We start from the raw sequence: 22,504 nt of genomic DNA on the forward strand, positions 1-22,504 counted from the left end.
GGCAGGACCCCGGGCGGCCCCTCCCTCGCGGGAGTGACCGCCCGGAGTCATGGGCGCACGATGCCTGTCAGAGACAGAGCGTGACGCTCGCGGCGCTGACGCAGGAGAGCAGGCTCAGCGTGCTGTTGCCGCCGCCGCCGGTGTGCTCGTCGGACTCCATCGTCTGCAGGTCGAGAAGTGCCATCTCGGTTTCCTTTCCTCGGTGTCGTCCACCCGTGGGGACGGGGTTGGGTCACGGCTCCGTCAGGTCGCGGAACCGCGTTCGTGGGGCCGCCGGAGCGGCGGCAGGAACGGCAGGTGTGCGGTGCCGGGGGCAACGGCGGCCCCGTCGGCTCCCTGGACCTCCTGGGCCGCGCCGAGCGCGAGCAGGCACCCTGCCGTTCCGGTGCCCAGGTCCATCGACAGACGCATCATCTGGTGGCCGGGGAAGGCCAGTTGGCCCTGGTAGTCCATGGCGAACCAGCCGAGGCCGTCGATCTGTTCGGCGAGCCGCTCCCGGCCCGCACCGGGCGTGTCGGTGCGCGCGAGGTGCAGGATCATCCCGGCGCGGCCCTGGAAGAGACCGGGCTGTACGTAGAAGCGGCTGGTGGCGGCGGTCAGGATGCCGGCCCGCGCCCGCTCGAACTCCCCCTCGGTGTCGGCGCCGTGGGCGAGGAAGTCGTCCAGCACCATCCCGATGCCCGCGCTGCCCTCCCCGAGGTAGGGCAGGGTCCGCCAGCCCTCGTCGACCTCCATGGAGCCGCTCGGGTGCGTCACACAGCACTCCAGGTCCCTGCGCAGCGCCACCTCGGCCGCCCTCAACAGCAGCGGCTCACCGGTGCGTTCGTACTGCCGCAGCAGGAACAGCGCGGGCCCGGTCCACCCTCGCAGCAGCCCGGCCCGGCGCTTCCTGGGCGTGTCCGGCAGGGGTTGCGCGAGTCGTCGTACGAGGACGTCGGCCGCCTCGGCGGCGCGGTCCCGCAGCTCCGACTCGCCCGTGGTGTCGGCCAGTTCACCGAGGACCAGGCCGAGTCCCGCGAGGCCGCCGTGCAGGTCGACGGAGAGGTTCTGCCAGCGTTCCGCGAGGATCCGTCCGACGAGATCGAGGGCGCGCTGCCGGTGGCCGAGCCGGTCCAGGACATGGGCGACGCCCGCGAGGCCGTCGTAGAGCCCGAGGGGCGTGCCCGTCGGCGGGGGCGCGGTGCGCTCCAGGAGCCAGCGCTCGCCCTCCTCGTACCGCTCGGCGCCGATCGCGTCCAGCGCGTACAGCACGCCGGCCGCGCCGTGCGCGAGCCCGAGGCCGCCGCCGTCGTTGAACTGGGTGATGTCACCGGGGAAGAGCCGGTCCGCGCGCTCTGGGGTGGCCGAGGCGAGGATCGCCTTGACCATGGAGTCGCGGCTGTACGGCCAGTCGCCCGGTTCGACGAAGGACCGCGCGACCGCGGCGCGCACGACCGCGCGCTCGCCGCCGGTGTCGGAGTCGTCCGGTACGGCGATGTCCCGGGTGATCTCCGCGACCGCCTCGTCGAGGAACTCCTTCGGCACGTCCGGGAACTGACGCAGGATCACCTCCGCCAGGTGGGCCGCCTTGCCCCGGTCCACCACGAACAGTGTGGTGACCGGCAGGAACAGGGCGATCCGCAGACAGGCCAGCGCGTAGCGGTCGACGTCGACGCCCTTGCGGTCCGGCGGGGCGAAGAAGCCGGGGTGGGCGACGACCTGGCGGCCGTTCTCCTCGACCGGCGCCGCCGCCTCGAAGTCGAGCAGGGACACCGACTCCTCGTCGGGACCGACCATGATGTTGAAGACGTGCAGGTCGTTGAAGACGATCCCGCGGGCGTGCACCGCCGCAACGGCCCGCTCCACCGCCCCGTGGACGCGCACCGCCCACGCGGTGTAGTCGGCCACCGCCTCCGGGTCGGGGTCCGGGGTGAGCAGCGGATGCCGCTCGGCGAAGAACGAGTTCAGCGGGCGCCCCTCCAGGAAGTCCATGACGAGGAACCGGTGGTCGCCGAGGGTGAACCAGTCCCGCACCTCGGGCACCACGCCCGTGCCCGCCACCCGCTCCAGGGCGTCCTTCTCCCGCTCCAGCCGGGCGATCGCGTCCGCCCCGTCGGCGGCGAGCCCCGCGTGCGGCCGGCCCTCCTTCAGGACGACCTTGCGCCCGTCACGGGTGTCGGTGCCGGTGTAGACCCCGCCGCCGTTGGAGAAGTGCAGCGCCTTCTCGATCCGGTACGGCAGCTCGCCGACCGTCGTGGTGTTGCGGGCCTCCAGATGCGGCGCCAGGAACTCCGGCAGCGTCACCCACTCGGGCACCTGGAAGGACGGCTCCCGCCGGTCCGGCACCAGCGTGCCCTCGCCGTCGCGCACCGCCGGCACCAGCGAGCCCCGCTCGTCGACGACGAAGGTCCGCGCGAACGCGCCGTAGCGGACGTACAGCGGGCCCTCGTACCAGCGCAGGTCGGTGAGGATGTACGGCCCCTCGAAGCCCTCCAGGAGCTTGCCCAGCTCCCGGAGCACCTCGTGCAGCTGCTCCTCGTCCGCCGGGTAGATCGTCACGAACTTCCCGCTGGTGTCGCGGGCCGCGTACTTGGTGTTGCGCAGGTGCAGCAGATGAGGGCCCGGGACGAACTTGAACGAGATGCGCCGGGGCACGCAGTAGTCCCACACGATCCCGGCGATCCGGTCCGCGTTCTCCCGGGTCGCCGAGGCGTGGATCTTCCAGCCCTGCGAAGGACCCGGCTCCGGCTTCCCGTCCGGACCGAGCGGCGTCAGCGTCAGCCAGTCACCGATCCGTGCCGCGTCCCAGCCGTCCGGCACCGCCCGGCGCGCCGTCTCGTAGACGGGCGCCTCGCCCGCCGAGATCCGGTCGGGCGTCTCGTAGAAGTGTCTGTCCGCCAGCGCGTACACCTCGTAGCGCTTGTCCATGCGTCCCCCTTCCTGGCCCGCCACAGAGCCTTCCAGCCGGGCGGTGGCCACGGACAGTCACGGCTGTCACGAGACCACCGTGCGGAACGCATGGGTTTGGAAGTGCCCTGTGGGGTACCGGCGCGGACCCCCGCGGATGCTCCACGGAACGCCCACAGGGGCTGCGCACGTGCCGTATAAGCGCTGTAATGGCGAACGTGGTGAGTGAGGGCGCTGCGGGACGCGGAGCGAGAACGCTGCGTGCCGAGAACGCCCTGGCCTCCCTCACCGACGGTCCCGGAGCACCCGGACGACTGCGCCACGTCCTCGAACAGGCACTGGTCTTCGCCGGGGCGACCCTGGCCGCCGTGTACACGCCCGGCGACGACGCGGACCTGCTGTGCCTCGTCGAGTCGGCGGGCGTCCCCCGGACGGTCTACGGGCTGCGCGACAGCTATCCCGGCTCCGGCGGCTCCCCGCCCGCCGAGGCGCACCGCTCGGGACGGCCCGTCTTCCTCGGCCCCGCGGAAGTCGCCGGCTGCGCCGAGTCCCGCAGGGTCCCCCGACGGGACTTCCACCTGGCCGTGCTGCCCGCGCAGGGCGACGACAAGCGGGCCTGTCTGCTCGCCGTCAGCGAGAACCCGCGCGGCTTCGACGACGAGGACCGCAAGTGCCTCGAACTGATCGCCGACGCGGTCGTCTGCCCGCCCCGCGCCGCGGCCCCCGAGGGCGGCGAACTGCCCTCCGACGCGTTCAGCCTCGCCATGGACACCGGCCGTGTCGAGGTCGGCGACGACATCCTGGACCTCTTCGGCATGAGCCGGGCCGACTTCGACGGCAAGGTCGAGACCCTGCTCGGCCTGGCCGTCCCCGAGGACCTGCCTTCCCTGATGTCCCTGTTCGAGGCCGGCCACATGTCCCTGGGCGACCGTGAGCTGGAGTTCCGCGTCCTCCAGCCCTCCGGACCACCCAAGTGGCTCAGGCTGCGCGGCCGCATGCTGCCCGGCGGCGAGGGCCGGCCCGCCCTGCTCGTGGGCACCGTCGCCGACGCCTCCACCCTGCGCTCCGACGTCACCGACGTGGCCCGGGTCCAGCGGCTGGCCGCCGCCCTCTCCACCGCCGGCACCGTCCGGGACGTCAGCCAGGCCGTCGTCTCCGCCCTGCGGGCCCCGCTCAGGGCCGACCGCATCGCCCTCGCCGAGCTGGAGAACGACCGGCTCGTCGTCACCGTCCTCGACCCGCCCGAACCGGAGTCCTGGCCCGAGCTGTGGCGCCTGGAGTGGCGCAGCGAGTGGCCCGAGGCACCCGTGCGGGCCATGCCCACCCTGGCCGGCGCCCTGCGCGAGGGCCGGGCCCAGATCTGGCCCGCCGGCACCGTCCTCGAACCCGCCCTCGCCGACGTCGGACCCGGCGGCCTCGCCGTACTGCCGCTGCCCGCCGCGGGCCGCATGGCCGGCGCCTGCCTCATCGGCTGGGACACCCCCCACCACTTCGGCCCCGACGAGCGCGCCCTGCTCACCGCCTCCGCCGGCCTCGCCGGACAGGCCCTGATGCGCGCCCACGCCCTGGACGCCGAGCACGAACTGGTCGGCATGCTCCAGCGCCAGCTGCTGCCCCGCCGGCTGCCGAAACTGCCCGGCGCGACGGCCGTCGCCCGTTACCTGCCCAGCACCGCGGGCCTGGAGCTGGGCGGCGACTGGTACGACGTGATCCCGCTGCCCGACAACCACGTCGCCCTGGTCATCGGGGACGTCCAGGGCCACAGCGCCGCCGCGGCCACCCTCATGGGCCAGATGCGCACGGCCCTGCGCGCCTACGCCGTCGAGGGCCACCCGCCGGACGTCGTCGTCGCCCACGCCAACCGGCTCCTCATGGACCTGGAGAGCGACCTCTTCGTCACCTGCACCTACGTCGACCTCGACATGGAGGAGGGCACCGCCTGGTGCGTCCGCGCCGGCCATCTCCCGCCGGTCCTGCGCCACCCCGACGCCACCACCGAGATCGCCGAGTCGGACGGCGGCCCCCCGCTCGGCGTGACGGCCCAGGCCGACTTCCCGATGACCCCGCTGCGGCTGCGGCCCGGCACCCTGGTCGCCCTGACCACCGACGGCCTCGTGGAGTCCACCGAGGCCGACATCGACGAGGGCATGGACCGCCTCGCCCGTGGGCTGGCCCTCGCCGACCCCGCGCACCTCGGCCTCGTCGCCGACGCCCTCCTCGGCGGCGCCCGCCGCAGCGACGACGTCGCCCTGCTCCTGCTGCGCTACGACGGCATGGCCACCCACCCGCTCAGGGACGGCTGGACGGTGTGGCGGGTCCCGCAGGCCGCCGGACACGCCCGCCGCTTCACCCGGCGGGTCCTGCGCGGCTGGGGCGTGCACGGCGACGCCCTGGACACCGCCCTGCTCGTCGTCTCCGAACTCGTCACCAACGCCCTCGTGCACACCGACGGCCGGGTCCGCCTCGACCTCACCCTGGTCGGCCGGCGGCTGCGCGTGTCCGTGGCCGACGCCTCGCCCCGCACCCCCGCCAAGCCCACCAGCATCGGCTGGGAGGCCACCGGAGGCCGCGGCATCCTCCTCGTCGAGGCCGTGTCGGCCGCCTGGGGCACGGTCCCGGTCAGCGGCGGCAAACAGGTGTGGAGCGAGATCGCGGTGGATGTCTGAGGAGGGGTACCCGGGGCGCACCATCCCGCGAGCAGAGAGGTACGTCATGACCCAGCACGTCAGCGACATCATGACCAGCGCTCCGGTCACCGTGGAACCGCAGACCTCCGTGACCGCCGTCGCCCGGCTCATGCGCGACCAGGATCTCGGCGCCGTCCTCGTGACCGACGGCGACGAACTGCGCGGCCTGGTCACCGACCGTGACCTCGTCGTGCGGGCCCTCGCCGAGGGCGGCGACCCGGAGCGGACCACCGTGGCCGGCGCGTGCAGCGACGACCTCGTGACCGTCGGCCCCGAGGACGACCTGGACCACGCCATCACGCTCATGCGTGAACACGCCGTGCGCCGCATCCCGGTCGTCGAGGGAGGCCACGCCGTCGGCATCGTCGCCCTCGGCGACGCCGCCATGGAACGCGACCCGGAGTCGGCCCTCGGCGACATCAGCGTGGCCCGCCCCAACACCTGAACGAGAAAGGCCAGTTCGACCCCGCCGTCAAGCGGCGGGGCGGCGGCTCACCGATGAACGGGTGTGCGGAGCCCGTGCCCTGACGGCCGGCCGGGTCCGTTTGGCCGGGCCGGCACCGGGGACTCGGAGGAGCAGCATGGAAGGACGGTGAACCGCCGTGACCCCGCAGACCGCCCAGAAACCCGTCGTACGCCGGCCCGAGACGGGCTGGTCCAGGTCCCGCCGACTGCACGGCAAGGGAGACCTGCGGACCTGCCTGCCCGCGGTCGGGGAGCGGGTCGGACCCAGCACCGCGCACACCACGGAGGACAACATCTTCCGCGGCGAGGACTGAGGGTCCGCGATCTCGCTGCCCCGAGTCACCTGACGCTGCACCTCCAAGTCACCCCCTGCCCAGCCCGGTTCCTCAGGATCCGGGCTAGGGTGATGCAGATGAAGGCTCTCGTGCTGTCCGGCGGGGCCGGCATCCGGTCATGGCCGAGCATGCCCACGTCGGCCGATCCACCGCTGTCCGTCGCGGACAAGGCCGTTCCCCGGGCCGTCGGGCTTTCCCGGTGCGACGAGTCGACGATCACCCGCCCTTACCGGCTCACCCCTCTCGCCCTCCCGCGTCCGACCGACGTCCACGCCGACGTCCGTCGCACCGTCCTCGCAGACCACGGCAAGGTGCGTATCGGTTCATGAGCTCTTCCGCCGCAGCCGGCGCCCGCCCCGGCGGGCCCGGCGCCGCGTTCCCCGCCCGGAGGGTCACCTTCCGGCTTCCCGCACTTTGCAAGCCCTTTCCCACAGGATCACGCTCCTCGCCGCGAAGTCCTGTCATGGGAGGCTCACAGCAGGTATGTTCCACGGAACCGGTTCCGGCCGGGGCACCCGGTACGGACCGGTGCGGGGAGCGTTCCGGCACCTCGGCCGGCCCCGAGCGGGCCGGCCCCACCAGCAGCGAAGCCCTCACCGGGCCCGCACCACGCCCCGTCGCCGGCGCCCTCGGGCGTGACCGGTGGGCGGGGGCCGCGCCGGACTCGCACCGGGACCGGCGGTCCGCCCTGCACGAAGCACTGCCACACATCCGCAAGGAGATTTCCCAGTGAAACGTCACGAGTTCCTGCGGGGGCTCCACAAAGCCAGCGCGAACCGCAACTACCTGGAGATCGGCGTCAACGACGGCCGCAGCCTGACGTTCTCCCGGGTACCGAGCATCGCGATCGACCCGGCGTTCAAGGTGGTCTCCGAGATCCGCTGCGACGTCCACCTGGCGAAGGCCACCAGCGACGACTTCTTCGCGCGCGAGAACCCGCTCCAGCACCTCAAGGGCGGCCGCCACCCGCTGCGCAACATCGTCCGCAACCGCAGCCCCTTCGGCTACTGGAAGGACGTCACGCTCGACCTGTCCTTCATCGACGGCATGCACCTGTTCGAGTACGCGCTGCGCGACTTCATCAACGTGGAGAAGTACTCGGACTGGGCCAGCGTGATCGTCTTCGACGACATGCTGCCGCGCAACGTGGACGAGGCGGCCCGCGACCGCCACACCAACGCCTGGACCGGCGACGTCTACAAGGTGATCGAGGTCCTGAACCGCTACCGGCCCGACCTGGTGACGGTCCTGGTCGACACCGAGCCCACCGGCCAGCTGGTGGTCTTCGGCGCGGACCCGACCAACACGGTCCTCAAGGACAAGTACGACGAGATCATCGCGGAGTACGTGGTTCCCGACCCGCAGAAGGTGCCCGAGACGGTGCTGGAGCGGACCACGGCGATCAAGCCGGAGGCGCTGATCGAGGCGGCCTTCTGGAAGCCGCTGGTCAACGCCCGCAACCGGGGCAGCAAGCGGGACCGCAGCTGGGAGCACCTGCGCGCGAGCCTGCAGCAGCTCAACAGCGCGGGCTGAACGCCATGACGTGAGTACGGGGAGGACGCGTCCGGCGTCCTCCCCGTACTGCTACTTGCCGCGTGCCCTGATCCGTCTGAGCACCTTGCGGGCGAGCGGCCTCGCCCTGCGCGCCAGGCGCTGTCCGACCCCGGGCCGGGGCGGACGCACGGCCGAGACCTGGACCCGGCCCGCCTTCACCCGCAGCGCGAACGGCAGCGGGTGGAAGCGCGGCTCGGCGGCGTCGGGCGCCGGGCTCAGCGCGACCTGCCACGGCGTGGTCCCGAGCTCGGCGAGCGGCAGCACGGCCTCCAGGACGGCCGCCTCCCCCTTCGGCCGCAACGTGCCGGGCACCTGCCGGGGCGCGGTGCCGGAGCCTCCGGTGAGCTCGAGCAGCACCGGCGTGTCACCGGGCACGTGGAACGGCACCGGCACCTCGACCCGGTCACCGGAGACGGTGACCTCGCCGGGCGTCAGCCGGCCGAGCTCCAGCCGCTTGCTCGCGGTGTCCACGTCCAGGGCGAGCGTGCCCTGCTTGGCGGTCCAGTACGGCAGCGCCACCCGGCCGCCCGCGACCCCGGCGTCCGCGGCCGTACGTCCCTTGAGCGGGACCGGGCCCAGCCGGCTCTGCTTGGTCCAGCCGCCGAGCTTGACGCGCACGAACACGTCGTACAGCCCGGCGTCGAGCGGACCGCCGTCCGCCGCGGTGGCCGGGTCCACGGTCGTGGTGCCCCGCAGCACGAGACGCACCCGCCCGTCCCCCTCCGCCGGGACGGTCTCCCGGGTGAACTCCACCGGCTGGAAGAACTGGGCGGAGCTGGTGCGTTCGGTCAGCAGCACCTCGACGGTGGCCCGGCCGAATCCGGCGACGCTGTGGGCGCCGACCCAGTCCACCGCCTCCTGGACGGAAGCCGGCGGCCCGGCGAGCGACTCCTTGCTGCCCTTCGCGGGGAACGTCATCGGCGTGTCGCCGGACGCGAGCTCGGCGGACAGCCCGATGCGCAGCACCCCGCCGTCCCACTCGACGCCGTCCGGCACGGCCGTGGGCGTGACGGAGACCTCCCATTCGGCGAACTTCACCAGGTCGTCGAGCCGGCCGTCGGCGATCAGCGCGGCGACGACCTGCTGGGTGGGCTGGAGGCCGGCCGCGACACCCGGCCCGAAGCGCTCGACGACCACGGAGCGGATCTCCTTGAAGAGCTCCTGGCGGTAGTCCTCGGGGGCGGCGAGCAGCCGCCTGCCGCGCATCCGCTCCACCATCTCGTTGCGCAGCCAGCGGCGGAACAGCCGGTCGCGGGTCTTCCCCGGCTCGGTGTACTTCTCGACGACGTCGAGCGCCTCGCGCAGGTTCGCGAAGTAGCCCACCGGGTCGAACCGCTGGAAGCCCGCGTTGGAGGCGTCGTCGCGCTTGAGGTGGTAGTAGCAGACGTAGTCGCTGAGCACGGAGACGTTGTCCGCGCGCAGATACGCCTCCGTGACGAAGACGTGGTCCTCCAGCCGGCGCCGCCCCTCCGGGAAGCGCAGACCGATCCGGTCGAGGAAGGCCCGCCGGAACATCTTGTGGGGCGTCAGACTGTCGATCAGCGGGGCGTTGTCGACGGTGGCCCGTGGGTGGTTGCGGCGGAACAGCTCCACCGGCACGCCCCGGCCCTTGCCGGCCATCTTGCCCACGACCACGTCGGCGCCGTTGGCGACCGCGTAGTCGTACATCCGCTCCAGGGCCTCGTCGCCGAGGTAGTCGTCGTTGTCGACGAACATGACGAACTCGCCCTCGGAGGCGGCGATCCCGACGTTGCGGGGCTTGCCGGACCAGCCCGAGGCCTCCTGGTGGATGACCTTGATGTTCTCGACCTCGGCGGCCACCGCGTCCAGCCGGGCCGGCGTGTCGTCGGTCGAACCGTCGTCGACGAAGATCGCCTCGAACTCGTCCGGGGGCAGGGACTGCCTGCGCAGCGAGGCGATGCAGTCCTCGATGTAGTTCCCCGGGTTGTAGACGGGGATGACGACGCTGACCTTGACCGGCATCGGTGTCCGGACTCCTTGGGTGGCTTGTGGCTTGCGTCACGGATCGACGCTTTGTGCGCCGATGTTAACGCCGCCGGACAAGTGCCGCGGCAGCAGGCCACTTTGACCGGGCGCGCCCCCTGCGACGAGGTGACGTGCGGCGGACCTGCGACGGCGCGCCGACGACGGCCGACGCCGTGATCGTCGTACCGCGTACGTGAAGATGCAGACCGGCACCCGTCGGTTCCACGACACGGCCACCGACTTCGACGCGACACGGCCACCGACTTCGGCACCGGCGTGCGCCCGTCACCCGGCGGGATCCTCAGTGGACCGGTCTAGGGTGATGCCGTGCGCCTGCTGCTGATGTCCGACACCCACCTGCCCAAGCGTGCCAAGCAGCTCCCGGCCCCGCTGCTCGCCGAACTCCCGCACGCCGACGTCGTGTTCCACGCCGGTGACTGGGTCGACACCGCCACCCTCGACCTGCTGGAGAGCCGCAGCGCCCGGCTCGTCGGCGTGTACGGCAACAACGACGGGCCCGAACTGCGCGCACGGCTGCCCGAGGTGGCGTACGCCGAACTGGGCGGCCTGCGTTTCGCCGTGGTCCACGAGACCGGCGCCGCCCAGGGCCGCGAGGCCCGCTGTGCCGCCCGCTATCCCGACACCGACGTCCTGGTGTTCGGCCACAGCCACATCCCCTGGGACACCACCGCACCCGGCGGACTGCGGCTGCTCAACCCCGGCTCGCCGACCGACCGCCGCCGCCAGCCGCACTGCACCTACATGACGGCGACCGTGGCCGACGGCAATCTCACGGACGTGGAGCTGCACCGACTGCCCCCGCGCTCCGTCCCGTCCTGAGCCGCCCCGAGAACCACGGGTCCCCATGAGGTCCGGGCCGCTCCGAGTGCAGGGGAACGGCCCGGGCGTTGTGATCGGGACTCTGCCACGGACCTCCTTCCTGATCGGAGGTGCGGTGGGGGCTCGTACACCCTCACCCGTAGTGCGGCGCGTACCCCCTCGGACACGCCTCACACCCTTCGCTTCCCCCGTCGTCGCAGCCGTGTGACCGCCAGTCCCACGACGACGGCCGCCGCCAGCGCGGCCGCCGCCCGTTTCGCGACCGGCACACCGATCGCGCGCAGCAGGTCGAGGGGCTCGTCGTCGGGCTCCGCGGACGCCGGGGCCGTCTCCGGCGTGGTCTCCGGTGCCCTCTCCGGCTCGGTGAGCCGCTGCGCCAGGCACTCGGCGAACCGGCCGACCAGCCGGTCCCCGACCTCCGCCAGCACACCCCGCCCGAACTGCGCGGGGCGACCGGTCACCGCGAGGTCCGTGCGCACCGACACGGCCGTACCGCCGCCGTCCGCCCCGGTGAGGGTGCCGGTCACCGTGGCCCGTGCGGTGCCCTGGCCGCGGGTCTCCCGGCCGCTCGCGATCAGCACCATGCGGTGCGCGTGCTCGTCCTGCTCCTCGAAGACGGCGGTTCCCCGGTACGTCACGGTGACCGGCCCGACCTTGACCTTCACCGAGCCGGTCACGGTCTTGCCGTCGTAGTCCTCGACGACCGCCCCGGGCATGCAGGGCGCGACCCGTTCGATGTCGAGGAGCGCCCGCCAGGCCTCGTCGACCGGGACGGGCACGGTGAACGCGTGGTGCAGTTCCATGGCTACCTCCAGGCAGGCTTCATGAGGACGGATGGATCGCCCCCGCCGTCGCCGTCAGCGGGGCGCCGCTGCCGCCCCAGCGCAGCGCGACGATCTCGGCGGCCACGGACACCGCGACCTCCTCCGGGGTACGGGCCCCGAGGTCCAGCCCGACCGGCGAGCGCAGCCGGGACAGCTCGGCCTCGGCCAGCCCCGACTCGGCGAGCCGCTTCATCCGGTCGTCGTGCGTGCGGCGGCTGCCCATCGCCCCGATGTACGCCGCCGGCCGGCGCAGCGCCTCCTCCAGCAGCGGCACATCGAACTTCGGGTCGTGGGTCAGGACGCAGATCACCGTGCGCTCGTCGGTGTCGGTGCCCCGCAGATAGCGGTGCGGCCAGTCCACGACGACCTCCACGCCCTCCGGGAAGCGTTTCGGCGTGGCGAAGACCGGGCGGGCGTCGCACACGGTGACCCGGTAGCCGAGGAAGGCACCGATCCGGGCGACGGCGGCCGCGTAGTCGATCGCGCCGAAGACCAGCATGCGCGGCGGCGGGGCGAAGGAGTGCAGGAAGACGCCGACCGCGTCCTCGCGCCGCTCGCCGTGCGGGCCGTAGTGCCGCGACCCGGTCGCCCCCTGGGCGAGTTCGCCGCGCGCGTCGGCCGTGACCGCCACGTCCAGGCCGGTCGTGCCCAGGGTGCCGGCGACCCGGTCCGGCCACACCGCGAGCGTGGCGCCGCGCGGCGCGGGGCCCTCGGTCACCGTCGCCAGGGTCACCGGGCGGCCCGCCGCGACGGACTCCGCGAGCGCGCCGAAGACGGGATCGAGGGCGGTCGTCACGGGCCGTACGAGCAGGGTGATCTCTCCGCCGCAGGTCAGCCCCACCGCGAACGCGTCCTCGTCGCTGTACCCGAAGGTCTCGAGGCGGGCCTCGCCGCTCGCCACGACCTCCTGGGCCAGCTCGAAGACGGCCCCCTCCACACAGCCGCCCGACACGCTGCCGACGACCTCGTCGTCCGGGCCCACGGCCATGGCCGCGCCGGGATCGCGCGGCGCGCTGCGGCTGGTCGAGACGACCGTGGCCAGTCCGAACGGCACCCCTGCCGTGTACCAGCGGTTCAGCACCGGGAGGATGTCACGCATCGTCGGCTCCTTTCACCACCGCCGCCAGACGCTCCAGCGCGGCCAGGCTGTGCCCCTCGACGAACGCGTCCACGCTCGGCAGCGCCGCCGCCATCCCGGCGGCCAGGGGTGCGTAACCCGGGCGCGCCTTCAGCGGATTGGCCCAGATCACCCGGTGCGCCAGCCGCCGCAAGCGTCGCATCTGGGCCGCGAGCAGCTCCGGATCGCCACGCTCCCAGCCGTCCGAGAGCAGCACGACCACCGCGCCCCGGGCCAGGCTCCGCTGCCCCCACCGGTCGAGGAACTCCCGCACCAGCTCACCCAGCCGGGTACCCCCGCGCCAGTCCGGCACCGCGGCGGCGAGCGCGGCCATCGCCAGGTCCGGGTCGCGGTGCGAGAGCTCGCGGGTGACGCGGGTCAGCCGGGTGGCGATCGTGAACACCTCCGTACGGCTGCCCCGGGCGGCCGCGTGCGCGAAGCGCAGCAGCGCGTCGGCGTACGGCGCCATCGAGCCGCTGACATCGACGAGCAGGACGACCCGGCGGGGCCGCTCGGTGCGCTCGTGGTGCCGCAGCCGGGCCGGTTCCCCGCCGTGCCGCAGCAGCTCCCGCACGGTCCGGTACGGATCGACGCCCCCGCGTCCGGCCGGGCGTCGACGCGCCGTCCTGCGGGTCTGTCCGGGCAGCGCGAACGCGGCGAGGAGGCGACGCAGGGCGGCTCGTTCGGCGGGGTCCAGGCCGGCGATGTCGCGCTGCCGGAGCACCTCGGCGGAACCGGCGAGCGCGGCGGCCCGCGGGCCCTCGGGTCCGTCGACCGTACGGCTACGGGGGCCGGCCCGCGCGTCCCGGACCGTGAGCCGCAGTCCGGGAGAGGGAACCCGCCGCCCGCCCGGTGCACCCCCGAAGGTGCCCGCGAACACCTGGTCGTAGCGCTCCAGGTCCTCGCGGCTTCCGCACAGGGTCAGCCGCCCCGCCCAGTACACCCGCGCCGGTCCCGCTTCGGCCACCGCGCGCAGGAAGGCGTGCACCCGCTCGGCACTCGCGTCGACCCCCGCCGAGCGGAGGGCGCGGGCGAAGGCGAGGAAGACGGCGTCGGCCCGCCCGGTCACGCCGATCACACGTCCTTCAGAGCCGCCGGCAGTGACCCCCGCGCCCGCTCCGCGTCCTCCCGGTACTTCAGCACCGAGCCCAGGGTCGCCAACGCCAGCTCCGCGTCCACCTCGCTCGCCCCCAGCGCGTCCAGCGCCTCGGCCCAGTCGATCGTCTCGGCCACACCCGGCGGCTTGAGCAGGTCCTCGGCGCGCAGGGTCTGCACCAGCCCCGTCACCTGCTCGGCCAGCCGCGCGGACACGCCCGGCAACCGCCGTCGCACGATGGCGAGTTCACGGTCGAAGCCGGGATGCTCGAACCAGTGGTACAGGCACCGCCGCTTCAGCGCGTCGTGCACCTCACGCGTCCGGTTCGACGTCAGGACGACCACCGGCGGCACCTCGGCCCGCAGCGTCCCCAGCTCCGGGATCGTCACCGAGAACTCCGACAGCAGCTCCAGCAGGAACGCCTCGAACTCGTCGTCGGCGCGGTCGATCTCGTCGATCAGCAGCACCGACGGCCAGGTCTCCAGGGCCCGCAGCAGCGGCCGGACGACCAGGAACCGGCGGTCGTACAGCTGGCTCTCCACCCGCTCGGCGTCCACGGCACCGGCCGCCTCGGCGGCCCGCAGGTGCAGCAGCTGACGGGGGAAGTCCCAGTCGTACAGGGCCTGGGACGCGTCGATGCCCTCGTGGCACTGGAGCCGGATCAGCGGGGCGCCGAGGGCCTCGGCGAGGGCGGCGGCGAGCGCGGTCTTGCCGACGCCCGCGTCGCCCTCGCAGAACAGCGGCCGGTGCAGCCTCAGGGCCAGGAAGCAGGCGGTCGCCAGCCCGTCGTCGACGAGGTACCCCGTCTCCGCGAGGCGGGCCCGCACCTCCTCCGGGCCGTCCACGCTCCCGCTCACCCCATCCCGGCGGCGGCCAGCACCGCCCGCCCGGTCAGCACCCGCGCGAGGTGCGCCCGGTACTCGGGCGACCCCGACAGGTCCCGCGGGGGCCGGGTCCCCTCCGCCGCCGACTCCGCGGCCCGCGCCACGGCCGGGGCGTCCCCGGCGCCGGTCAGCGCCTCCTCGGTCGCCGTGGCGCGCAGGGGAGTGGAGCCCATGTTGGTGAGCCCGATCCGGGCCTCGGCGATGTGCCCGTCGTCCCGCCGCACCAGCGCGGCCACCCCGACGACCGCCCAGGACTGCGCCACGCGGTGGAACTTCTCGTAGTGGAAGCCCCACCCGTCGGTCTTCGGGATCCGGATCTCCACCAGAAGATCGTCGGGCTCCAGCGCGGTCTGGAGGTAGTCGACGAAGAACTCCCGCGCGGGGATCGCGCGCCGCCCACCCGGCCCCACGGCCACCAGCTCGGCGTCCAGGGCGAGCGCCACGGCGGGCAGGTCACCGGCCGGGTCGGCGTGCGCCAGCGAACCGCCGAGGGTGCCCCGATGCCGTACGGCGGGATCGCCGACCCCGGCCGTCGCGGCGGCGAGGAGGCCCGCGTGCCGGCGCACCAGCGGGTCGCGGACCACGTCGTGGTGGGTGGTCAGGGCGCCGACGACCAGCGTGTCGCCCTCCTCGCGGACCCCGGTGAGCCCGGGCACGCGGCCCACGTCCACGACCAGTTCCGGGAAGGCGAGCCGCAGCCTCAGCAGGGGCAACAGGCTTTGTCCGCCGGCCAGCACCTTGGCGTCCTCGCCGCCCTCCGCGAGGACGCGCACCGCGTCCTCGACGCTGCTCGGGCGGGCGTAGTCGAAGGTCGGGGGAATCATGCCGAGGCCTCCTTCAGGGCCTGCCAGACCCGTTCGGGCGTGCAGGGCATCCGCACGTCGCGCACGCCGAGCGGCCGCAGGGCGTCCACGATCGCGCCGACGACGGCCGGGGTGGAGGCGATGGTGCCCGCTTCGCCGACTCCCTTCACACCCAGGGGGTTCGTCGTCGCGGGCGTCTCCGTGCGGTCGGTCACGAACTCGGGCAGGTCGGGGGCCGACGGCACCAGGTAGTCGGCCATCGTCCCGGAGACCAGGTTGCCCTCGTCGTCGTAGACCGCCTCCTCGTACAGGGCCTGCGCGATGCCCTGCGCGAGTCCGCCGTGCACCTGGCCCTCGACGATCATCGGGTTGACGACCCGGCCGACGTCGTCGACGGCGACGTACGACCTGATCCTGGTCCGCCCGGTCTCGGTGTCGACCTCCACCGCGCACAGATGGGTGCCGTGCGGGTAGGAGAAGTTGTCCGGGTCGGTCAAGTGGCCCGCGTTGATGGTCGGTTCCACTCCGTCGGGCAGGTCGTGCGAGGTGAACGTCTCGAAGGCGACCTCCTGGATCGTCCTGCGGGCGTCCGGCGAGCCCTTCACGGAGAAGACGCCGTCCGTGAACTCCAGGTCCCGCTCGCTGGCCTCGAGCAGATGGGCCGCGACCTTGCGCGCCTTCTCGACCACCTTTGTGGCCGCCTGGTGCACGGCCGTGCCGCCGACGACGAGCGAGCGCGAGCCGTAGGTGTCCATGCCCTGCGGGGCCGCCTTGGTGTCGCCGTGCACGACCTGCACGTCGTCGAAGGGCACCCCGAGCACGTCGGCGGCGATCTGGCTCCAGCTGGTCACGTGCCCCTGTCCGTGCGGACTGGTCCCGGTGACCACCTCGACCTTCCCGGTCGGCAGCATGCGCACGCTCGCGGCCTCCCAGCCACCGGCCGCGTACCGGAGGTCCCGCAGCACCCGGCTCGGCGCCAGCCCGCACATCTCGGTGTACGTCGACACGCCGATCCCGAGCCGCACGGTGTCGCCCCGCCGGCTGCGGTCCGCCTGCTCGGCACGCAGCTTGTCGTAGTCGAACAGCGCGAGCGCCTTGTCGGTCGCCGCCTCGTAGTTGCCGCTGTCGTAGGTCAGCCCCGCGATCGTGGTGTACGGGAACTCCTCGTGCCGGATCCAGTTCCGGCGCCGCAACTCCACGGGGTCCAGGCCGAGTTCGACGGCGAGCTCGTCCATGATCCGCTCGATGGCGTACGTCGCCTCCGGGCGCCCGGCACCGCGGTAGGCGTCGGTCGGCGTCCTGGTCGTGAAGACGCCGGTGACGTTCAGCTCGTAGGAGTCCATCTTGTAGATGCCCGGGTACATGAACGCGCCCAGGATCGGGATGCCGGGGGTGACCAGCATCAGGTAGGCGCCCATGTCGACCAGCAGGTCGGCCTTGAGGCCCAGGAGTCGCCCGTCGCGGGTCGCGGCGATCTCGATGTCCTGGATCATGCCCCGGCCGTGGTGCGTCGCCAGGTAGCCCTCCGAGCGGGACTCGGTCCACTTCACCGGTCGTCCGAGGCGGCGCGCGACCGTGAGGGCGATCGCCTCCTCGCCGTACACCTGGAGCTTGGAGCCGAAGCCGCCGCCCACGTCGGGGGCGACCACCCGCAGCCTGTGCTCGGGGACGCCGGTGACGACGGCGAGCATGACCCGGAGGATGTGCGGGATCTGGGTGGAGGAGTACACGGTGTACTCGTCGGCGGCGGCGACCGGGGTGACGACGACCGCCCGCGGCTCCATCGCGTTGGGGATGAGCCGCTGCTGGTGGTAGCGGCGCCTGAGGGTGACCTCGGCGCGCCGCCGTACCGCCTCGAAGTCCTCGCCGGTGCGCAGGGGCCAGTCGTAGCAGCGGTTGGTGCCCTTGTCGGAGTGGACCAGCGGGGCGCCCTCGGCGAGTGCGGCCTCCAGGTCCAGGACTGGGGGGAGCGGGGTGTAGTCGACCTCGACCGCCTCCAGGGCGTCGGCGGCCGCGTACCGGTCGCGGGCCACGACCACGGCCACCGGGTCGCCGGCGTAGCGCACCTCGTCGACGGCGATCGGCGGATGGTCGGGCAGCACGATGTCCTCGGTCACCGGCCAGGCGCAGGGCAGCGAGCCCAGGCCGTCCGCGAGGTCGGCGCCGCTGAACGCGGCGACCACACCGGGCCGTTCGAGCGCGGGGGAGACGTCGACGCGGTCCACGCGCGCGTGGGCCATGGGGCTGCGCAGGATCGCCAGGTGGAGCAGGCCGGTGGTGTCGATGTTGTCGGTCCAGCGGGTCTGCCCGGTGACGAGCCGGGCGTCCTCCTTGCGGAGCCGGGCGGTGCCGACCTCGCTCATGTCGTCACCCCCTCGTCGGCCGCGGCCAGCACGGCCCGCACGATGTTCTGGTAGCCCGTGCAGCGGCACAGGTTGCCCTCCAGGGCGTGCCGCACCTCGTCCGGGGTCGGATGCGGGTTCTCGCGCAACAGGTCGCGCGCGGCCATGAGCATGCCGGGGGTGCAGTAGCCGCACTGGAGCGCGTGCCGCTCGTGGAAGGCGCGCTGGAGGCCGGTCCACTCGCCGTCCGTGGCCAGCCCCTCGACCGTGGTCACTTCGCTCCCGTCGGCCTGGACGGCGAGCACCGAGCAGCTCTTGACGCTCGCCCCGTCCAGATCGACCGTGCAGGCACCGCAGTTGGAGGTGTCGCAGCCGATCGGGGTGCCGGTCAGACCCAGCCGGTCACGCAGGTAGTGGATCAGCAGAAGACGAGGCTCCACCTCGTCCTGATACACCGTGCCGTCCACCTTCACCGAGATACGGGTCATGTGCCCTCCCAGGACCACGGACGTGATGTGCGTCACTCTAGGACTGCTCCGGGGAGGGGGCGAGGGCCGGGACACGACTGGTTGAGCGTTAATCCGTTGCCGTGTCCGGTTCGTGCCTGGTGCACTTCAGAGGTCTCTGCCGTCGCACGATCCAGGAGCCGTCATGCGCACTGCGTCCATGTCCACCCCGGAAGGAATCTCCCTCTCTCCAAAGGACATGACGCTTCGTGCACCTGCTCAACCTCGGGATCCTCGCCCACGTCGACGCCGGTAAGACCAGCCTGACCGAGCGGCTGCTGCACTCGGTCGGAGTCATCGACGAGATCGGCAGCGTCGACGCCGGCAGCACACAGACCGACACCCTCGCGCTGGAGCGCCGGCGCGGCATCACCATCAAGTCCGCCGTCGTCTCCTTCGCGGTCGACGACGTCACCGTCAACCTCATCGACACTCCCGGGCACCCCGACTTCATCGCCGAGGTGGAGCGCGTCCTCGGCGTGCTCGACGGAGCGGTGCTGGTCGTCTCGGCCGTCGAGGGCGTCCAGGCGCAGACCCGGGTGCTGATGCGGACGCTGCAGCGGCTGCGCATCCCGACCCTCGTGTTCGTCAACAAGATCGACCGACGGGGAGCGCGCCACGAGGACCTCCTGCGGTCCCTCGCCGAGCGGCTCACCCCGGCGATCGTGCCCATGGGGCCGGTGTCCGCACTCGGCACCCGCGAGGCCCGATTCCGCCCCGCGATCGGCCCCTACGACGTCCTCGCGGACCATGACGACGACCTGCTGGCGGCCTGTGTGGAGGAGCGGGTCGACGTGGGGCTGCTGCGCAGGGCACTCGTGGCACAGACCCGGCAGGCCCTCGTGCACCCGGTGTACTTCGGGTCCGCGGTCACCGGCGCGGGCGTGCCGGAACTGATCACCGGGATCAGGGAATTGCTGCCCGCCGCGGACGGAGATCCCGAAGGGCCCGTCTCCGGCACGGTGTTCAAGGTCGAGCGGGGACCGGCGGGGGAGAAGGTCGCGTACACGCGGATGTTCTCCGGCACCCTCCGCACGCGCGACCGGGTGCCGTTCGGCGACTCCCGCACGGAGGGCCTGGTCACCGCGATCGGCGTCTTCGACGGCGGAACCGAGAGGCGTGAGGACAAGGTCCCCGCGGGCCGGATCGCCAAGCTGTGGGGGCTGACCGGCGTCCGGATCGGCGACACCCTCGGCGAACCCCGCAAGACGCACGGCCGGTTCTTCGCACCGCCCACCCTCGAAACGGTCGTCGTGCCGGGCCCGGACACCGACACCCGGTCCCTCCACCTCGCCCTCACCCAACTCGCCGAGCAGGACCCGCTGATCGACCTGCGGCACGACGAGGTCCGCCAGGAGACCTCCGTCTCCCTCTACGGCGAGGTCCAGAAGGAGGTCGTCCAGGCCACCCTCGCCGAGGAGTTCGAGCTCGACGTCACCTTCCGCGAGACCACCCCGCTGTGTGTCGAGAGGCTGGTCGGCACCGGCTCGGCGGTCGAGTTCAACAAGCAGGGCGGCAACCCCTTCCTCGCCACTGTCGGCCTGCGCGTGGAGCCGGCCCCGGTGGGCTCCGGAGTGGAGTTCCGGCTGGAGGTGGAGCTGGGTGCCATGCCGTACGCGTTCTTCAGGGCCGTCGAGGACACCGTGCGCGAGACCCTGGGGCAGGGCCTGTACGGCTGGCCCGTCCCGGACTGCACCGTCACCATGACCCACTGCGGGTACTCGCCCCGGCAGAGCCACGCCCACCAGGGCTTCAACAAGAGCATGTCCAGCACCGGCGCCGACTTCCGGGGCGTCACCCCGCTGGTCCTCGCCCAGGCGCTGCGCAGGGCCGGCACCCGGGTCCACGAACCCCTGCACCGGTTCCGTGTCGAGGCCCCGGCCGACACCCTCGGAGCCCTGCTCCCGGTGCTGGCCGCGCTACGGGCCGTACCGGAGACGACCGAGGTCCGCGGGGCTGCCTGCGGGGTGGAAGGAGTGGTTCCGGCGGCCCGGTTGCACGAGATGGAGCAGCGGCTGCCCGGACTGACCCGTGGCGAGGGCGAGATGGAGAGCGCCTTCGGGTACTACGCGGCGGTCACCCACGGGCCGGTCCCGTATCGGGCGACCCCTACCCGAAAAAGCTGAAACTTACTCATCAGTCATAAGTGTTGACGGTGTGCCGGATGAGTCGGACTGTTATGGACATGCCGAATATGCGTGCGCGTCTGCTCGTTGTTCTGGTTGTCCTCTGCGGATTCCTGACGGTCGCGGGCACCCCGTCCGCCTCCGCCGCCACCATCGCCGACTCCCTGTCCTTCGACGGCACCGCCCTCACCGTGGCGAACGGCCGCTTCGTCGACGGCAACGGCCGCGAGGTCGTGCTGCGCGGCTACAACGTCTCCGGCGAGACCAAGCTCGCCGAGAACAAGGGCCTGCCCTTCGCCTCGGTCGCCGACGCCAACAAGTCCGCGACCGCGCTCAGAGCCCTCGGCGGCGGCAACTCCGTCCGCTTCCTGCTGTCCTGGGCCTACGCGGAACCGGTGAAGGGCCAGGTGGACACCACGTACCTGGCGGCAGCCACCGCGCAGATGCGCGCGTTCCTCGACGCGGGCATCCGCGTCTACCCCGACTTCCACCAGGACCTGTACTCGCGCTGGCTGTTCAACTCGGGCAGCTGGTACACCGGCGACGGCGCCCCCGCGTGGGCCGTGGCGCTCGGCAACTACCCCGCCGAGTCCTGCGGGATCTGCATCATGTGGGGCCAGAACATCACCTCGAACGGGGCGGTGAAGGCAGGCCAGTACGACTTCTGGCACAACAACTACGGCCTCCAGGACTACTTCCTGGCCACCGCCCAGAAGACCATGACGTACATCAAGGCCAACCTCAGTGCCGAGGAGTTCGCCGGCGTGGTCGGCTTCGACCCCTACAACGAGCCCTACGCGGGCAAGTACGACTCCGGCCAGAACAGCCGCACCTGGGAACGGGACGTGCTGTGGCCCTTCTACGTGAAGTTCCGGGCCCGGATGGACGCGGCCGGCTGGACGGACAAGCCCGCCATGGTCGAGCCGAACCTCTTCTGGAACGGCAACGTCAGCAAGGAGGAGGGCGGGCTGCTGGACGCGGGCACGATCGGCTCCCGGTACGTCTTCAACACCCACTTCTACGACCAGAAGGCCATCTCCGGCATCCTGATGTGGGGCAACGCCTCGGACGGCCAGTACGTGGGCGACTTCGGCACGGTCCGCGACCGGGCCACGGCGCTCGGGACCACGTCCGTGGTCAGCGAGTTCGGGCACCCGCTGAACGGCTCCACCGCCGGAAAGGCGCCGACCGTCCTCAAGGCCATGTACCAGGCCCTCGACTCCCGGGTGAAGGGCGCCAACTGGTGGTCCACGCCCGCGAGTTCGGGGCCGGTGCTGTCCGGGTCCCAATGGCAGTGGGACATCTACAACGGCCGCCACCACGAGCTGATGAACGACAACCCCGACAAGGTCATGACCTCGGGTGACGCCTGGAACGACGAGGACCTGTCGGCCGTGAAGCTCGACGACTCCGGTACGGCGGTGCTCCGCCAGGACGCCCGGCTGCTCGACCGGATCTACCCGAGCGCCACCTCCGGTTCCACGGTCGCCTTCACCTACGAGGACCGCTCACGCGACGGCTCCACCACCCTGACCTGGAACCCGGTGCCCAGCAGCCTGCCGAACGTGGCGTCGCTGGTCGGCTCCGGCCAGTACTCGCTGCTGGTGTGGCGCTCGGGCAGCGGTTCGGCACCCACCGAACTCCATCTCCCCGCCTCCTTCCCGACCGCGACGACCACGGTCGTCTCCGACCTGGGCACGGTCTACGGCCCGCCGGCGTACACCTCGTCCACCCCGATCGGTGCCGCTCCCGAACCGGGCGGCACGGGCAGCCGCCGGCTCCTGCTCACCGACGCGGACTCCGGCGCCCTGCACTACGCGCTGGTGACCAACGGGTCGACCTCGCCGTCCACGTCCCTGCTCAGCGCGGCCAGGTCCGAACTCGCCACGTGGGTGAGCCAGAAACTGGGCTGACGCCCACGGCGCGTGGAAGGCGGGCCGGGCGCGTCTCGATGACGGGGCGCACCCGGCCCGGCTGCGTCTTCTGCGCTACGGCGGCCGACAGTGCCGCTGACTTCGCCGGGACGGGGTCGGTCGGCCGGCTCGCCCTGCTG

General features: G+C 72.7%; 18 protein-coding genes. 8 read left to right on the forward strand and 10 right to left on the reverse strand.

Translation table 11 applies throughout. The features are described from left to right. Positions 1-67 precede the first annotated feature (67 nt). Positions 68-184 carry a SapB/AmfS family lanthipeptide gene (locus AC2XR2_RS40825; RefSeq protein ID WP_020117173.1) on the reverse strand — a complete coding sequence of 39 codons (117 nt, stop codon included), beginning with the start codon at positions 182-184 and terminating at the stop codon, positions 68-70. A 59-nt stretch (positions 185-243) separates the two neighbouring features. Further along, on the reverse strand, positions 244-2,907 hold the full coding sequence (gene lanKC / locus AC2XR2_RS40830) for a class III lanthionine synthetase LanKC (RefSeq protein WP_491517893.1): 2,664 nt from the start codon (positions 2,905-2,907) through the stop codon (positions 244-246). Positions 2,908-3,104: 197 nt separating this feature from the next. On the opposite strand from lanKC, the gene AC2XR2_RS40835 reads away from it, so the two are divergent. The 5 genes from AC2XR2_RS40835 to AC2XR2_RS40855 all read left to right on the forward strand — a co-directional run bounded on the left by AC2XR2_RS40835 (position 3,105) and on the right by AC2XR2_RS40855 (position 7,906). Continuing rightward, entirely contained in the window at positions 3,105-5,552 is a 2,448-nt protein-coding gene (locus AC2XR2_RS40835) for a SpoIIE family protein phosphatase (RefSeq protein WP_491518587.1), read from the forward strand. Positions 5,553-5,598: 46 nt separating this feature from the next. After that, a complete protein-coding gene (locus AC2XR2_RS40840) occupies positions 5,599-6,018 on the forward strand; it encodes a CBS domain-containing protein (RefSeq protein WP_381306815.1) in 420 nt (139 codons plus the stop codon). A gap of 157 nt (positions 6,019-6,175) precedes the next feature. Continuing rightward, positions 6,176-6,352, forward strand: a complete 177-nt coding sequence (locus AC2XR2_RS40845; protein WP_491517894.1) for a hypothetical protein — start codon at positions 6,176-6,178, stop codon at positions 6,350-6,352. Positions 6,353-6,450: 98 nt separating this feature from the next. Further along, positions 6,451-6,702, forward strand: coding sequence for a hypothetical protein (locus AC2XR2_RS40850; RefSeq protein ID WP_449353000.1), 252 nt, complete (start codon positions 6,451-6,453; stop codon positions 6,700-6,702). A 400-nt stretch (positions 6,703-7,102) separates the two neighbouring features. Further along, entirely contained in the window at positions 7,103-7,906 is an 804-nt protein-coding gene (locus tag AC2XR2_RS40855; RefSeq protein ID WP_330262534.1) for a class I SAM-dependent methyltransferase, read from the forward strand. A gap of 51 nt (positions 7,907-7,957) precedes the next feature. Here AC2XR2_RS40855 and AC2XR2_RS40860 read toward each other — a convergent pair whose 3' ends face one another. Further along, positions 7,958-9,910, reverse strand: coding sequence for a glycosyltransferase family 2 protein (locus AC2XR2_RS40860; protein ID WP_491517895.1), 1,953 nt, complete (start codon positions 9,908-9,910; stop codon positions 7,958-7,960). A gap of 330 nt (positions 9,911-10,240) precedes the next feature. On the opposite strand from AC2XR2_RS40860, the gene AC2XR2_RS40865 reads away from it, so the two are divergent. Next, positions 10,241-10,753 (forward strand): metallophosphoesterase family protein, encoded by a 513-nt coding sequence (locus tag AC2XR2_RS40865; RefSeq protein ID WP_381306823.1) that lies wholly within the window; start codon positions 10,241-10,243, stop codon positions 10,751-10,753. A 170-nt stretch (positions 10,754-10,923) separates the two neighbouring features. Here the strand turns inward: AC2XR2_RS40865 and AC2XR2_RS40870 are convergent, their stop codons facing one another. The 7 genes from AC2XR2_RS40870 to AC2XR2_RS40900 are packed head-to-tail and all read right to left on the reverse strand — an operon-like array spanning position 10,924 to position 18,307. Then, the gene (locus tag AC2XR2_RS40870) at positions 10,924-11,556 is read right to left on the reverse strand and encodes an SRPBCC family protein (protein ID WP_491517896.1); all 633 of its coding nucleotides are present in this window, start codon (positions 11,554-11,556) and stop codon (positions 10,924-10,926) included. A gap of 19 nt (positions 11,557-11,575) precedes the next feature. Continuing rightward, positions 11,576-12,676, reverse strand: a complete 1,101-nt coding sequence (locus tag AC2XR2_RS40875) for an XdhC family protein (protein ID WP_491517897.1) — start codon at positions 12,674-12,676, stop codon at positions 11,576-11,578. Continuing rightward, positions 12,669-13,769 carry a vWA domain-containing protein gene (locus AC2XR2_RS40880; protein WP_491518588.1) on the reverse strand — a complete coding sequence of 367 codons (1,101 nt, stop codon included), beginning with the start codon at positions 13,767-13,769 and terminating at the stop codon, positions 12,669-12,671. The genes AC2XR2_RS40875 and AC2XR2_RS40880 overlap by 8 nt, the downstream gene beginning before the upstream one ends. Continuing rightward, positions 13,769-14,635, reverse strand: coding sequence for an AAA family ATPase (locus AC2XR2_RS40885; RefSeq protein ID WP_491517898.1), 867 nt, complete (start codon positions 14,633-14,635; stop codon positions 13,769-13,771). Before AC2XR2_RS40885 ends, AC2XR2_RS40880 begins: the two co-directional genes overlap by 1 nt. Positions 14,636-14,643: 8 nt before the next feature. Next, positions 14,644-15,498 (reverse strand): FAD binding domain-containing protein, encoded by an 855-nt coding sequence (locus AC2XR2_RS40890; protein ID WP_491517899.1) that lies wholly within the window; start codon positions 15,496-15,498, stop codon positions 14,644-14,646. Beyond that, positions 15,495-17,840 carry a xanthine dehydrogenase family protein molybdopterin-binding subunit gene (locus tag AC2XR2_RS40895; RefSeq protein ID WP_491517900.1) on the reverse strand — a complete coding sequence of 782 codons (2,346 nt, stop codon included), beginning with the start codon at positions 17,838-17,840 and terminating at the stop codon, positions 15,495-15,497. Before AC2XR2_RS40895 ends, AC2XR2_RS40890 begins: the two co-directional genes overlap by 4 nt. Then, positions 17,837-18,307 (reverse strand): (2Fe-2S)-binding protein, encoded by a 471-nt coding sequence (locus AC2XR2_RS40900; RefSeq protein WP_330262526.1) that lies wholly within the window; start codon positions 18,305-18,307, stop codon positions 17,837-17,839. The genes AC2XR2_RS40895 and AC2XR2_RS40900 overlap by 4 nt, the downstream gene beginning before the upstream one ends. A gap of 227 nt (positions 18,308-18,534) precedes the next feature. On the opposite strand from AC2XR2_RS40900, the gene AC2XR2_RS40905 reads away from it, so the two are divergent. Together AC2XR2_RS40905 and AC2XR2_RS40910 are read left to right on the forward strand one after the other, a co-directional pair. After that, on the forward strand, positions 18,535-20,451 hold the full coding sequence (locus AC2XR2_RS40905) for a GTP-binding protein (RefSeq protein WP_491517901.1): 1,917 nt from the start codon (positions 18,535-18,537) through the stop codon (positions 20,449-20,451). Between the two features lie 53 nt (positions 20,452-20,504). Next, a complete protein-coding gene (locus tag AC2XR2_RS40910) occupies positions 20,505-22,364 on the forward strand; it encodes a glycoside hydrolase family 5 protein (RefSeq protein WP_491517902.1) in 1,860 nt (619 codons plus the stop codon). Positions 22,365-22,504: the final 140 nt, after the last annotated feature.

This window comes from Streptomyces sp. LS-MS-L19 (assembly GCF_058382285.1).

Excerpts from the sequence above, each read along its gene's own strand:
- lanKC (WP_491517893.1), bottom strand. The coding sequence starts at position 2,907 with ATGGACAAGCGCTACGAGGTGTACGCGCTGGCGGACAGACACTTCTAC.
- AC2XR2_RS40840 (WP_381306815.1), top strand. The coding sequence starts at position 5,599 with ATGACCCAGCACGTCAGCGACATCATGACCAGCGCTCCGGTCACCGTG.
- AC2XR2_RS40825 (WP_020117173.1), bottom strand. The coding sequence starts at position 184 with ATGGCACTTCTCGACCTGCAGACGATGGAGTCCGACGAGCACACCGGC.
- AC2XR2_RS40875 (WP_491517897.1), bottom strand. The coding sequence starts at position 12,676 with ATGCGTGACATCCTCCCGGTGCTGAACCGCTGGTACACGGCAGGGGTG.
- AC2XR2_RS40860 (WP_491517895.1), bottom strand. The coding sequence starts at position 9,910 with ATGCCGGTCAAGGTCAGCGTCGTCATCCCCGTCTACAACCCGGGGAAC.
- AC2XR2_RS40890 (WP_491517899.1), bottom strand. The coding sequence starts at position 15,498 with ATGATTCCCCCGACCTTCGACTACGCCCGCCCGAGCAGCGTCGAGGAC.
- AC2XR2_RS40850 (WP_449353000.1), top strand. The coding sequence starts at position 6,451 with ATGAAGGCTCTCGTGCTGTCCGGCGGGGCCGGCATCCGGTCATGGCCG.
- AC2XR2_RS40910 (WP_491517902.1), top strand. The coding sequence starts at position 20,505 with ATGGACATGCCGAATATGCGTGCGCGTCTGCTCGTTGTTCTGGTTGTC.
- AC2XR2_RS40900 (WP_330262526.1), bottom strand. The coding sequence starts at position 18,307 with ATGACCCGTATCTCGGTGAAGGTGGACGGCACGGTGTATCAGGACGAG.
- AC2XR2_RS40895 (WP_491517900.1), bottom strand. The coding sequence starts at position 17,840 with ATGAGCGAGGTCGGCACCGCCCGGCTCCGCAAGGAGGACGCCCGGCTC.
- AC2XR2_RS40870 (WP_491517896.1), bottom strand. The coding sequence starts at position 11,556 with ATGGAACTGCACCACGCGTTCACCGTGCCCGTCCCGGTCGACGAGGCC.